At 57.6% G+C, this 12,881-nt stretch carries 8 protein-coding genes; 3 read left to right on the forward strand and 5 right to left on the reverse strand.

The genetic code is table 11. The annotated features are described in order from the left end of the window. Positions 1–351: 351 nt before the first annotated feature. Positions 352–1,032, forward strand: a complete 681-nt coding sequence (locus tag AC04SG_RS28655) for a LuxR C-terminal-related transcriptional regulator (RefSeq protein WP_488553790.1) — start codon at positions 352–354, stop codon at positions 1,030–1,032. Here AC04SG_RS28655 and AC04SG_RS28660 read toward each other — a convergent pair. After that, positions 1,029–2,771, reverse strand: coding sequence for a PAS domain S-box protein (locus AC04SG_RS28660; protein ID WP_488553791.1), 1,743 nt, complete (start codon positions 2,769–2,771; stop codon positions 1,029–1,031). The two genes, AC04SG_RS28655 and AC04SG_RS28660, sit on opposite strands and share 4 nt — an antisense overlap. 318 nt (positions 2,772–3,089) lie before the next feature. Between AC04SG_RS28660 and AC04SG_RS28665 the strand changes: the two genes are divergently transcribed. Both AC04SG_RS28665 and AC04SG_RS28670 read left to right on the forward strand, forming a co-directional pair. Continuing rightward, the gene (locus AC04SG_RS28665) at positions 3,090–3,632 is read left to right on the forward strand and encodes a helix-turn-helix transcriptional regulator (RefSeq protein WP_352586382.1); all 543 of its coding nucleotides are present in this window, start codon (positions 3,090–3,092) and stop codon (positions 3,630–3,632) included. Between the two features lie 244 nt (positions 3,633–3,876). Continuing rightward, on the forward strand, positions 3,877–4,944 hold the full coding sequence (locus AC04SG_RS28670; RefSeq protein WP_488553805.1) for an NAD-dependent epimerase/dehydratase family protein: 1,068 nt from the start codon (positions 3,877–3,879) through the stop codon (positions 4,942–4,944). A 93-nt stretch (positions 4,945–5,037) separates the two neighbouring features. Here the strand turns inward: AC04SG_RS28670 and AC04SG_RS28675 are convergent, their stop codons facing one another. The 4 genes from AC04SG_RS28675 to asnB all read right to left on the reverse strand — a co-directional run bounded on the left by AC04SG_RS28675 (position 5,038) and on the right by asnB (position 12,880). Then, positions 5,038–6,150: an acyltransferase family protein gene (locus tag AC04SG_RS28675; RefSeq protein WP_488553792.1), complete on the reverse strand. Its 1,113-nt coding sequence runs from the start codon at positions 6,148–6,150 to the stop codon at positions 5,038–5,040. 284 nt (positions 6,151–6,434) lie between these two features. After that, positions 6,435–8,657, reverse strand: coding sequence for a lipopolysaccharide biosynthesis protein (locus tag AC04SG_RS28680; protein WP_488553793.1), 2,223 nt, complete (start codon positions 8,655–8,657; stop codon positions 6,435–6,437). 19 nt (positions 8,658–8,676) lie between these two features. Next, a complete protein-coding gene (locus tag AC04SG_RS28685) occupies positions 8,677–10,881 on the reverse strand; it encodes a GumC family protein (protein WP_488553794.1) in 2,205 nt (734 codons plus the stop codon). Between the two features lies 1 nt (position 10,882). Beyond that, entirely contained in the window at positions 10,883–12,880 is a 1,998-nt protein-coding gene (gene asnB, locus AC04SG_RS28690; RefSeq protein ID WP_488553806.1) for an asparagine synthase (glutamine-hydrolyzing), read from the reverse strand. Position 12,881: the final 1 nt, after the last annotated feature.

The following is a 12,881-nucleotide window of genomic DNA, read 5'->3' on the forward strand; positions in this document are numbered from 1 at the left end:
AACGGTCTGCCGAACTCCAGCAAGACGCTGAAAATCCCAGCGAAATTTCCTTAGTTGGGGCCGAATTAGCGAGATTTAGAATCGGGCGTTCCACAACGCTAGGTAGGGCTAATTCAACATGGTTAAACGACATCTAAAAAAAACAGGAGAGTTTTCCGCTATTTAGTATTACATTAGCAAAAGTGATAGTTAGCGATACGCGGGTTCTGCTAACATTGCTTGGGTTGGTTCGACGAGTGGTTGGCCACGCTTCTGAATGCCTCTCACCGATCGGTCTCCCAATCGTAAGGGATGTTTCAAGGGCCCAATCGTCCTTGTTCATTGGGCTCGAGTACGGGTTGGGGTAATGCAATGTATCGAATCGTCATTGCCGACGATCACGGTCTGTATCGTCGCGGCTTGCGACTGGCGCTAAGCGCCGGCATTCCGAGTATAGAGATATTTGAGGCTGCATGCTTCGATGCGGTGGTCAGCCTCTTGGCGGATCAGGCTCCCATACATCTTGCGATCCTGGATCTGAATATGCCGGGGCTGTTCAATCAGCAGGTGCTCGCCGACGTTCTGTCGACATACCCGGATACGCGCTTCGCAATCGTTTCGGGCAATGATTCACGTTCGGAAATATTGACGGCTCTGTCGATCGGCCTTCACGGCTACATCGTAAAGTCGCAAAAAGACGAAGAAGTCGTTTTGGCGGTGAGCGAAATTTTGTCAGGCCGCATCTACGTTCCGGCGCTCTTGTCGCGGACTTCTGCAGGCCAAGGGCTACACGCGCCCCCGCCCGAGAGAGCCTCAACTCAACCGCGGACCGGGACCGGGACCGGCAGTCTTAGCAAGCTGACCTTGAGGCAGAGGGATGTCCTCAAGCTGATGGCCGAAGGCTATTCAAACAAGGAGATCGCTCGCCATCTTGACATCGCCGAAGCGACCACAAAAATCCATGCTGCTGCCATAATGCGTGAGCTTGGAGTGCGAAACCGGACCGAAGCAGCCCTTGTGCTGCAGAATTGGCTTTCGAAAAACGCGAGCTAGGATTCGATTTCATGCTGTGACAGGCGCAGCGAGTACCGCAACCCGTGGTCCAATATCTCCAGTTTGGAGGAGTGGCCGATAAGGGGTGCGCCATCGATCCCGATTATCATTGAACCAAAGCCGTGGCCGATCATCTTGGCCTTCTTGCGTCGGCCCGATTCCACCCAGTGGAAAACGATATCGTTTCCCTCACCTTCTGGAGCGAAGGACCAGGTAACCTCGAGCCGGCCTCCTGGCTCGCCAAGTGCGCCGTGCTTTACGGCGTTCGTCGTCAGCTCGTGAACCACCATTGCAAAGCTCTCTGCCGCACCGCTTGACAATATGATGTCAGGGCCGTCGACCACGATATCGCGTGTTCCCATGTAGAGTTGCAGTTCCCGGACAACCAGATCGTCGAGCAGCACCGAAGCGCTGGTGCGGCGTGAAAGCAGCGTATGGGTCGCTTCAAGGGCTCTAATTCGATCGATCAGGTCCTCCTTGTATTTGGCGACATTGTTCTCGGGAAAATCGACCATTTTTACCAGCGCGGTGATCACCGGGAAAAGATTGCTGAACCGATGGCGTTGTTCGAGCATTACGCGTTCCCGCTTCTTTACCGCTGCGCGCAGCAGCGTGGTCTGCCGGCGCTCTGTCAGGTCAGCGGCTACCCCGATGCGCAGCAGATGGTTATCATGTCTTTCCTCGCGCCCACGCAGAGCTATCCAGCGGATGTTTCCGTCCGCTCGCCGGACGCGTATCTCGATATCGTGATTAGTAGTGGAGGCAGGTTCTGTCGTGGCTGCCAGCTTTGGCCAGTCCGCCGGGTGCACGACAGCAGCAAGATCTTGCAAGGGCCGGCTGGCGGCTGGAGGCAGGCCTAGAGTGTCCCAGAATTTGTCGGAACCTGTGACAGTTCCATCGGTGAGGTCGATTTGCCAAGTGCCCAGGCGGCCAGCAGAAAGCGCGAGAGAAAGCCGCTCCTTCTGCGCCCGGATCGCCTCGCGCGCCGTTCGTCGCTCCGAGATATCGTCGACCACCACGAACATACCCCCCGAAAGGACGCCGTCAGGCCGGGATGAAGACAGGACTACCCGAGCCCAGAATGTCGTATCATCCTTCCTCAACAAACGGACCTCAGCACCGGAAGGGGTCGTGGCATTGCCCTGACCTTCAATCAATATCAACATCGAATCCCGGTCGTCGGGATGAACAAGGCTCACAAGCCGCAATTGGGCGAGCTCCGCTTCAGTATAACCCGTCAGCTCACACAGGCGTCTGTTGGATTGCAGTAGCTCACCGTTCTCATTGGCGTTGGCAAAGCCCATGGCCGCACGTTCGAATGCCCACCGAAAGCGGCCTTCGGTTGCCTCGACAGCAGCGAGCCTGGATTCGGCGACCTCCACCGCCTTTCGCAGGTCTTGTCGGAGCCGGTGGAAGACAAAGGCTATCACGCCACCCGACACCAGAAGGTAGATTGCCCGCAACCAGTCTTCATTGGAGATCCGACCGCCAAGGATGTTCTGGGCCCATAGGCCGGCGCCGGCGATCGCCAGCGTCGCAGCGATCGCGGCTCGACGACCTTCAAGATACACGATGACAATTATCGCCGGAATAGTTTCAATAAAACTTGGCCCGAGACCAGTATGAATTATGCCAGTTATTTGGAATATAATTGTGGCAACAAGCACCAATATTGAAGCCACGTGAGCTAAAGGTGTACCCAGCAAGCCGAAACCCAACCTTCGCAAATGCGATCCCATGCACCAGTCTACATCTTTCGGTCTAGTCCGTCGAGGCTAGGAGGCAACCGCCTAACTAGTACCACTGCCGGATTGCCACACCCAAGCACCAGATTACTATCCGTTCGACAAAGGAAAAACGCAGGAGATATCGAAGAGTTTCCGTCGGGTAGAAACACTGGGCTTGGGGTAGGAACAATGTCTCTGATTGATAGGCGCAACGACACCGTTGCGGGCGGGCGGTATGTTGTCTTGGGGAATAAATATGGTTGCGTGACGCGTACGACGGGGCGCGCTCCAGATAGGTTGGCCGATGTCGGCGACTCGAAGCGCCGCGGCATGGAATCCGTCACCGGCATGCTTGACCGCATCGGCTGTGGGTATCTCGTCCTGAATCGCGAAAAGAAGGTGGTTGAATGGAACGCCGCCGCTCAGGACACGTTCGAACGCCAGGATGAAGCGGCTGGTACAGCCGCCGAGCTTTCGGCCGCACTAAGGCGCCTGGTTGCGAATGTTCCGGCCAACTTTCTGCCAGGCTCGCTGTCATGGGTTGTGATCCGCAGCGCCGGCGACCGGCCGGTGGTACTCAATGAAGGGGGGGTCGTTGCTCCTGATGGAACGAGCATCGTGGCATTGTTGGACCGCGAGAACAGATCGTCGGCCAATCCTCAGACATTGCAAAAGATGTTCGGCCTGACGAGTGCGGAGACCCAACTCGCCATGCGCTTGGCCCAAGGGGATGCGCCCTTGGAAATCGCCCGCAGTTGGCGGCTTAGCCGGACCACGATCAGGTCTCAACTGGCGTCGCTCTTCGCCAAGACCGACACAAAACGCCAAGGGGAACTGGTGGCTCTTCTGGGGCGTATTTCCGTATTGCCGTGAGGGTTGCCGTCTCGATCGCGAGGCGGCGTCACTCGGAATTCTGGCCGCTGTGGAGCTGCCCTCGCGCAGCTCCCAGCCTGCCACGGCGCCACGGTCGGCCAGCTCGACGAGCTCAATCTTGAGGGGGGAAAATTTCGACATGGTCGGACAGAATTCCGAGGGCCACAGGGTGGGCAATGGTCAACGCGACAGGTCCGGTCCGGCGGAGGCAAAATCTGGACCGGCCCCATCGGACCGCGCGATCCTGCAACTGTCGCGGAAAGGACCGATCGTCGTCACCGGCGCAGCGGGCTTCATCGGATTTCATGTCGCTTGGCGGCTTTTGCGCTCCGGTGCGGAAGTCGTAGGGGTGGACAATTTCACCCCCTATTACGATCCAAGATTGAAGGAAGCGCGATTTGCGCGCCTGTGCGCCGAGCCGGGGTTTACTCCGATGCGTCTGGATTTGGCGGATCGGTTGCCTGTGCAGTCGCTGTTCTACGACTTTCGTCCATCGCATTTTGTTCACCTGGCTGCCCAGGCGGGCGTGCGTCATTCGCTGGTCGACCCGCATGCCTATGTACAGTCCAACATCGTGGCGTTTCTCAATGTCCTGGAAGGCTGCCGGCACGCCGGCGTCAAACACCTAGTCTACGCCTCGTCGAGTTCCGTCTACGGCGCCAATCAAACCATACCGTTTTCCGAACACCACGGCGCCAACCACCCCCTCAGCCTCTATGCCGCGACCAAGCGTGCAAATGAAGCCATGGCGCATTCGTACAGTCATCTGTTCGGCTTGCCCACGACAGGATTGCGGTTCTTCACCGTCTATGGGCCGTGGGGAAGGCCCGACATGGCGGTCTACGCGTTCACTCATGCAATCGCCCAAGGGAAAACGATCGCAGTGGCCAACGCCGGTCGTGTGTGGCGAGATTTCACCTACATAGACGACATCGTCGAGGGAGTGGTTCGAGTGCTCGCCGCCCCGCCGCGTGCCGAACCGAATTGGGATGGTTGCGCAGCGGATCCGGCTACGAGCTCGGCGCCATATCGTGTGTACAATATCGGCAATGATCGGCCCGAGGAGATCAACCGGCTGATTGCAATCATCGAGACTGCCCTTGGTCGTCGGGCTCTTCGCACAGATGTGCCCTTGCCTCCCGGCGACGTCCTGGAGACTCGCGCCGATGTCGGCGATCTTCGCAGCGCCGTAAACTTCGCTCCCTCTACAGCCCTCGAGGACGGTGTTCAGCGTTTTGTCGAATGGTATCGACACTTTCATGGAGGCGATACTATTGCCTCGGCAGAACAACAAAACCTCATGCCTGTGTAAACCATTGACCGCGGGTCCAACCCCGCCCAGCTCATCTCGTCCCACCCCGTTCAAGACGTGACCTGTTGCCGGCTGCTTCGGGCAGAGCCTCTTCTATGTCGGCGCGACGCGGCTATTGGTTCGAGCGCTCGCCGATCCAATCGGGGAGATGCGATCCATCCCAGACAGCAATGCGCGGATGAGCGGCTTGCGTATCGGGCTCTCGATGAAACGCCAGACCACGAACGAGGCAAGGAGAGCCGTGGCCAAGACGACAAAGAACGCGGCGTTCTTGCCGATCTGCGGGGCCAGAGCGTTAAGCGAGATGTAACCGATATACTGGTGCAAAAGATAAAGCGGATAAGTCAATCCGCCGAGCATCAGGACGGTCTTTGAAGGTGTTATCATGGAACGGATAAGTATTGCGCCTACGAAAATCCCGAAAACCACAGCTTTGGCTACAAAGAGAGCAGGATAGGAAATGGCTACACCGTGATGCTCCAGCATCCAGCCTTGATCAAACCTGATCGTCTGGCAAGACACCAGGAATGCAACTGCAAGAAGGATGAGCGCCGCCGGCGAACGACCTTTTGCAACGATTTGTTGGGCCAGAATACCGAAGGCAAAGAAAGGCGCATAGTCGGTGATAAAGAGAACTCGTATTGCCGTGCTCCCGAGGAAAAGCTCATTTCCTGCCGAAACTGCGAGCCAGATGGCAACGATGGCTAGTTTCCAGCGCTGAAACGCACCCGCAAGCATGAGCAGTGCGATCCAGCTGTAGAACACGATCTCGACCATGATCGACCAGTAGACGCCGTCCATGGATGGCCTGTGGAATGCGCGGGCGAACATGGAAAGATTGGCGGCATAGGTCGAAACATTAGTCGGAAAACGGGGGTCGTTGGCGATTGAGAGAACGACGAACGTCACGGTCATGCAGACGACGAATCCAGGATAAAGCCGGACAAAGCGCGCGACTGCGAATTCCTGCCAGGTCCGACCTTCGGCCGACCAAGTTATGACGAAGCCACTGATCAGGAAAAACACACTGACGCCGAGATAGCCGTAGATGGCAAACGGTGCAGCGGCTGCATATCCAACGTCGACATCCCCGGTTATTGGCCCGCGAAAAAGATAGTGAAAGGCCACAACCGCCAGCGCCGCAACCAATCGCAACAGGTCTAACGATGCCAGGCGCGATGAATTGGTGTTTCTCGCCTGTTCCATTGCCATCTCCCAGATCGCGTCATGCTTTTGGGGGCTGATCGGCCGCCTGATCTGTCATGGCCACAGCGCCATAGAAAGCCCGCCGAGCGCTGATCGAATAGTGATTGCCGCATCGAGGCGCATCATCGTGCGTTTGCATGAGGTCTGCCGTCCACGACCTCAACCCGAGAAAGGTTCACAAATGTCGAGAGCGCCCGGAGTTAGGAATAGCTCGCTTGCCGTTTGCGTCGCCCTCAATTCGAGCGACCGCGAACGCTTTGGCACCGTAGCTCCAAGCCGTCAGGTCAGCGCAAGAACCAGTGCCGTTGGTGACTTGCGAGCGGGCGCGCCTTGAGTGACATCAATGCAAAGATCAGCCCGGGAATGATCTTCAGTCGCTTGCGAATATAAATCGCCATCGCCATGTTCCAGACCACAAGGGCAAGCGCGAGCCCCACTGCCGCACCCAGTGAACCGTAGATTTCAATGCCCGCCGCACAGCCTATGATGCCAATCGCCGCGCCAACTATCATGGTTATGGCCGCGGCCCATTCATTTCCGGTCATGGTCAACAGGTTCAACTGGGGTCCGCACAGTGCAACGAAGACATATCCGAGCATCAGCACGCGCGCGATCGGCGCCCCTGTGCCGAAATCCTCACCAAACCAACTCAAAAGAGGTCGCACGATCACAAGCAGCGGGAGCGCCATCGCTATGGCGCCGGCTGCGGAAAGCAAGGTCGCTCGCGAAAACAGCGCCTGCAGGGCTTTGCGATCGTTTTGAGCATAGAGGGTAGCTGCAGTGGGCGAAAACATTGTGGAGACGGCCACCAGGGCAAGACTGACGAGCAACGCCACGTTGAGGCCCAGGGCGAAAATGCCCGCGTCACGGATATGCCCAGTCCAGCCCAGCACCATGACCCCAGCCCTGTTGATAAAGACATCGAGCCCGGCCATGAGCATAATAGGCGGAACCACCGCCCACCAGTCTTTCGATGCGTCGGCAGGTTCAGCGCGCCGCAAACCGGGAGGCTGGAACCTTGTGGCCATTACGAATACCAGTCCGACCGTTACACCCGAACTTGTCAGCACTGCTTGCATCACCAATGGCGCATTCAAGGTCCACGCGCCGGACAGGGCAGCAGCTCCAAGCAACGTCAACAACAACCCGTCGCGCACAATGCGTTCGGGCAAAAGGGCTGAGACCCCGCCCCCGAATGCACGAACAAGTGCAGCCCCCAATGCGGAGGCGGTGACCAAAGGCACGGCTGCCATGCCGAGAAGCTGGCTGATCTCAAGTTCCTTGTTGGAAGGACCAGAAAACAAAAAGATGAAAGTGGCGCCAGTCAGACCGAATAGAGTCGCCACCGCCAGCGATCGTTGCACAGCAAACCGGATTACACCGTGCGCCAGGTCAAGTCGACCTTGGGCACGATAGGCGGATACGAAGCGCAGCAAGGATACGTTGAAGCCGAGCGTTGCGAGATAGGCAAGAACCGAAGTCCAGGACAGGACATAGGAATAGATGCCATAACTGGTGGAGCCGACGATGCGCGCAATCAGCAACTGCGCCAGACTGGTCAGCCCTGCGCCTGCGACATAGATCATAAGAGCAAAGATGGCGGCATAGCCGAGGCTACGGGTCAGATCTTCCTTCTTCGGCAAAATGGTATCTGCAGCTGCAAGGGAAGTTGCAACATTTTGAGCGGTTATCGTACCTCCACACTCCTCAATATAGCATCCTACGTCACCTCCAAGCATTGGATGGCCAGCTTCGCCGCGTGGCAAATATCTGACCCCATCGTGCTGAATCTTTGAGATTATCTTTCGTGCGATGCGCTGAATGCTCGCCAACGACGACCGATCATTGAGCGTCTCAACAGGAAGAATATTCCTTTCGTTTCCGAGCAGAATATCATTTATGTTTTGAAATACGCCAAACGCTCGCATGCTTGTGTCAAGATCCGCATCGAGAATTCGCTCAGCAGGAGCATCGTGCTTCATCCGCTCCCGCAAGCGTGTCTCCACGATGGGACGTGGCAGAACAACTCTGAGCGTAAAATCCGCCACCGGCGTGAGTTTTAGCGTCCGTGCGATTGCAATATTATCAGCCGCTCCGTTGAAAATCGCCAGCGATGCAACTGCCTGAACATATCCCTGCTCGAATATTATTATTTCTTCGGATTGCTTCGCCTCATCCCAAGTGTGAGAAAGCTTCAGAATATGTTGCCACACCCTAGCCCGCCATATGAATTTCTTTGGCGGAATAATTCTTATCATGGCAAGTGAAAGCGAAAGATACTTCGCTAAGCCTCTCGGTGATAGCAATACACTAAAGGCAGAAAATATTGCCGCCCCGACTCTAAAAAGAAATAGGAATACTCCAAGGTCGACACTGCCCCCCCTCTTTCTGCGCTGACGACTGTGGACAACCCTCGTAGGGTAGCCTTGTCCACGCAACCGTCCTGCAAGCGCATCAGCAAAGGCTGCCTTGCCTGATCCGGGCGGTCCGAAGAGCTCAATGATCATTTTCCGCAACCGTCCTTTGTCATGCCCCCACGAGCAGCAGGTCGCCGCTGTCCCCAAAGCGATACGCTGCATGCTGTTTGAGGTTGACCTGCGTGAGCACGGTTCCGACAGGAACATATCCGGGCTCCTCGGGCTGGAGCAATTCGAGGACACCGCGTGCGACATTGCGCGGTGTCTTTGCCCAGCGCACCGCAAACAGAACGGAATCCGCCCAACCCGCCAGCAGCCGGGATTCGGGGCCCCCCAGGCCCGGTGGTCCGTTCAGGACGACGAGGCTGTAGACTGAGCCCAGCCTGTCCATAAATTGTCGCGGTGCGTCCATTGTGAACAGCAACTTCAGGAGGTCATCCGAGAGCGCCGGCGCGGCCATGAAATCGACGCCGATCTCAGGCATGCTCGAAATTACACCCTCCAGATCACAGCGCCCCTTCGCATAGTCTCCAAAGGATCTATGCGGTTTCAAAATACTAAACTCGCTCACGAAATCGTTCGTAAGCCGCGCGTCGTGGCGATCCAAATCGATGAAAAGCACACGGCCGCCCAGGCGCGTTGCCGCGAGGGCCAGGCTCCATGCGAGCTCGGTCTTCCCATCGCTTTGGTCACTGGACGTAACAAGGACAACCTGAGACGAACGGCCCCTTGCCTGAAGCGGTGCCGCATTGACCAGCAGGGAAATTGCAGCCCGGCTGTATATTGATTGCTGCTGCCCAAGAACCAGCTGTTGCAGGCGCCTGGCACTGGGTCTTGAGACCTTCGGGAGCAATCCCAGGCAGGGAAAGCCGAGGGCTGCTTCAGTCTCCGCCTCACCGCGCAAAGTCTGATTGAGACGATTGCCGAGAAGGACAAGGATGCCACCAATAAGACCAAACACGACCATGCCGGGTGGAATAAGGTAGATCGGCGAGAGGCTCTTGGGGTTCGTCGGCGGCCATGCCGCCGAAATTATCGAAACTCCCGACGAAGGGTTTGCAATGCGCCGGCTCAGATCCTGTTGTCTGGTCAGGAGCTCATTGTATCGCTGCGTCAGGATGGTAACCTTTGGTTCAAGTGCGCGCATCCCTGAAAGTCGGCCCGCAGTGTCGGTTACTACGGCTTCGAGGACATTCTTGCGCGTCTCTAGCGCCGCGATCTGGGCACGGTACGTACTCGCCTCCGCAGCGATACGTGCGATGCTCTGTTCGATCTCACGGTTAATCGCACCCGCGGGATCGTTTCCTGCCGTATTGTCTGCCGGATGAGCCAGAAGGTCGGCGAGCGCCGGCGATCCAATGACGTCCGCAAGCGCGGCCGGCGAGGCGCCCGACTTTTGCAGGTCCTGGATTTTTTGAAGACGAGACTCTGTCGTGGTGAGATCGGCCTTCGACAAGGCAAGCTGTTGGTTGAGATCAGCTGTTTCCCTGGCAGCGTTGTCGGCTGCACCCTGATCGACAGTGCCATGGCTCAGCCGATATTCCTCCAGACGATCGGTCGCTTCTGCCAGATCGCTTTGGACCGTCGGCAGAGCGGCAACGATGGACGCGAGCTCCGCCCTGTCGGCGGTTTGGCTGTTGCGTGCGAGATCATCGACATAAACCCGGGCGAATGTGTTGGCCACCAGGGCTGCCCGCACAGGATCCTTATCGCTGAACCCGACTGTGATAACACGCGAGCGCAGTTCCTGGCCAACTCGCAGTCCACGTCGCAACGTCTTCAGTTCTGCTGCATCATCACTGCCATGCGGCAAGATTCGATCCAACAAATTGGCTGCAAACGAACGCTTTTCCGTTGGCGCCTCAGGAGCCGATCCCTGCGCGACAGAACCAGAACCACCGACGTCAGCCTGTTGATCAGCTTCGGTCCTGCGCAATGCCGCAACAACGCGACGCAGGTGCCCTTGCGACAGGAGCATGGTCAAATGGTTGTCGATGCTTGTGTCCAACATGTCCTGACCACCTGTGCCGTCAGGCGCAGTCCTCATCGAACTATCGACGATCACCTGTGTGGTCGCCTCGAACACAGCCGGGCGGGAAAAGCCAACAAGCCCTGCAAGTGCGCCGCCAAAAACGACCATGGCAAGCAGGAACCATTTCCGCCTCGCGATGGTGATGATCAGTTGGCCGAAAGGGGTCTGCGTGTCCATCGGTTCACGCAACCGCCGCCGCATGCGTGGATTGGTCTCGTGCACTGCTACACGCATCTCTGTGGTGCGCGGAAGCTGAATGCGACTGACAATTGAACCTTCCATCTCAAACTCCCGTCAACTCAAGCGCGCCCGGCAGGGTTGTTGATGCCACTGATGACCGATCGGCGTCGTAGCGCCATGCAAGGAACATCAACGTCGCCCACAAATCACGAGAATGATCCCGTTTTCCATCGAGGTGATCGCGCCAGCACGTCTGAACTTTTGCCACGTCGAAAAGCTCATGTCCGGAGTGGCGCATGTCAGCCAGAAGATCACTCGCCCAGGCACGCAAAGGCCCTCTCAGCCAGAGCGCCATAGGAACGTCGAAACCCTGCTTTGGCCGGTTTATCAGTCGCTGAGGAACGTACCGGCGCAGCAACTGGCGAAGGAGCCACTTGCCTTGTCCATGGCGAACCATTGCATTCGCTGGCATCCGCCAGGCGAATTCGACGACGCGGTGGTCAAGAAGTGGGCATCGGCCCTCAAGACTGTTGGCCATGCTGGCCCGGTCCAGTTTCACCAGGATGTCGCCGGGCAGATAATCAGCCATATCGTTGTACAGAAGCCGAGACAGCAGGTCATCAAGCTGAGGCGCGCGCCGAAGTGATGTGCGTGGCCCGGGGCGCGTTAGATTAGCTGTCGATGAGCCTGTCAGTCGTTGATACAGCTCCTCTTGATCGGCGGCAGAAAACAGCAGAGCCAGCCGATCCAGACGATCGCTGCGCAACGCGTGCCGAGTAAGCCCTGAAAGCGGCAGCTTGCTGAAAATATTGTGACGGGTTGCGCGAGCCATCAGCGCAATGGCCGCCGCAAGGGTCTCCCGCAGCGGCGAGGGCATACCATGCTGTCGATTGGCCCGCGCCGCCATAAGGTGGCGGGCGTAGCCGGCAAAACACTCGTCGCCACCGTCGCCCGTCAACGCGACCGTAACGTGCTGGCGAGCGAGCCGCGCCACCAGCAGCGTCGGTATTTGCGATTCATCGGCGAACGGCTCATCCCAAGTCTGAGGCAGTTCTGGAATGATGTCGCGCGCCGAGGCCGGCGAAAGGTGTAGTTCAGTATGGTCTGTGCCCAGATGCCGCGCAACCGCGGCGGCATGAGGAGCCTCATCAAATCCGCGCTCGCCGAACGCTATGGTGAATGTGCGTACGGACTTTTGCGATTGAGCCTGCATCAGGGCTACAACGGTTGAGCTGTCAACACCGCCGGACAGAAACGCGCCCAGCGGCACATCGGCGTTCATGCGCTCCCTGACGGCAAGTCGAAGTAGCGCATCGAGTTCACTCGTCAGTTCTTCGTCGCTGCCGACCATAGGGTTCTGTCGGCCTTTTGTGGCCACTTCGGCCAGTGACCACCAAGCTCGCACACGATGTCGAACGGAGCCGGTGCGACGCGCCTTGGCGAAGTCTTCGGCCGTCAAGGACAGGACCGAGCCTGGAGGTAGCTTGAATACCCCTCGCCAGATGCAATTGTGATCCGGCACCCATCCTCGCGACAGCATGGCCCTGGCAGCATTGGGATTGAGTTCCGGATTGAAACCCGGGAAACACCTGATGGCTTTCAACTCGGAGCCAAAAACAAGTGCATGGCGAGTTGGGGCGACATAGATCGGCTTTTTGCCCATTCGGTCGCGAGCCAGGTGAAGGGTCCTTGTCTTCAGATCCCACAGTCCAAACGCGAACATGCCGGCAAAACGCTTGAGTGAGGCATCAAGCCCCCAATTTTCGATCGCGCAGAGTATAACCTCTGTATCGCATGCTCCGCGGAACTGATGGCCGGCGCTCTCGAGTTCCTGGCGCAGATCGCGGAAATTGTATATTTCACCGTTGAAGGTAATGACATATCGGCCACTTGCCGAACGCATCGGCTGAAATCCTGCCTCTGACAAATCGACAATGGCCAACCGGTTGTGGCCGAAGGCGATACCGGCTTCACCATCGCTCCAGAAGCCTTCGCCATCAGGGCCGCGGTGACGAAGGGCAGCCGTCATTTGTGATATTGCCCGCAGCGGCCTTGTACTGGCCGCATCAGGGGCGAGGAGGATCCCGGCAATCCCGCACATG

Source organism: Mesorhizobium sp. CNPSo 4684, from assembly GCF_057784315.1.

Bases quoted from the DNA above. Each gene is read 5' to 3' on its own strand.
- AC04SG_RS28680 (WP_488553793.1), bottom strand. From the start codon at position 8,657: ATGATCATTGAGCTCTTCGGACCGCCCGGATCAGGCAAGGCAGCCTTT.
- AC04SG_RS28655 (WP_488553790.1), top strand. From the start codon at position 352: ATGTATCGAATCGTCATTGCCGACGATCACGGTCTGTATCGTCGCGGC.
- AC04SG_RS28675 (WP_488553792.1), bottom strand. From the start codon at position 6,150: ATGGAACAGGCGAGAAACACCAATTCATCGCGCCTGGCATCGTTAGAC.
- asnB (WP_488553806.1), bottom strand. From the start codon at position 12,880: ATGTGCGGGATTGCCGGGATCCTCCTCGCCCCTGATGCGGCCAGTACA.
- AC04SG_RS28685 (WP_488553794.1), bottom strand. From the start codon at position 10,881: ATGGAAGGTTCAATTGTCAGTCGCATTCAGCTTCCGCGCACCACAGAG.
- AC04SG_RS28665 (WP_352586382.1), top strand. From the start codon at position 3,090: ATGGAATCCGTCACCGGCATGCTTGACCGCATCGGCTGTGGGTATCTC.
- AC04SG_RS28660 (WP_488553791.1), bottom strand. From the start codon at position 2,771: ATGGGATCGCATTTGCGAAGGTTGGGTTTCGGCTTGCTGGGTACACCT.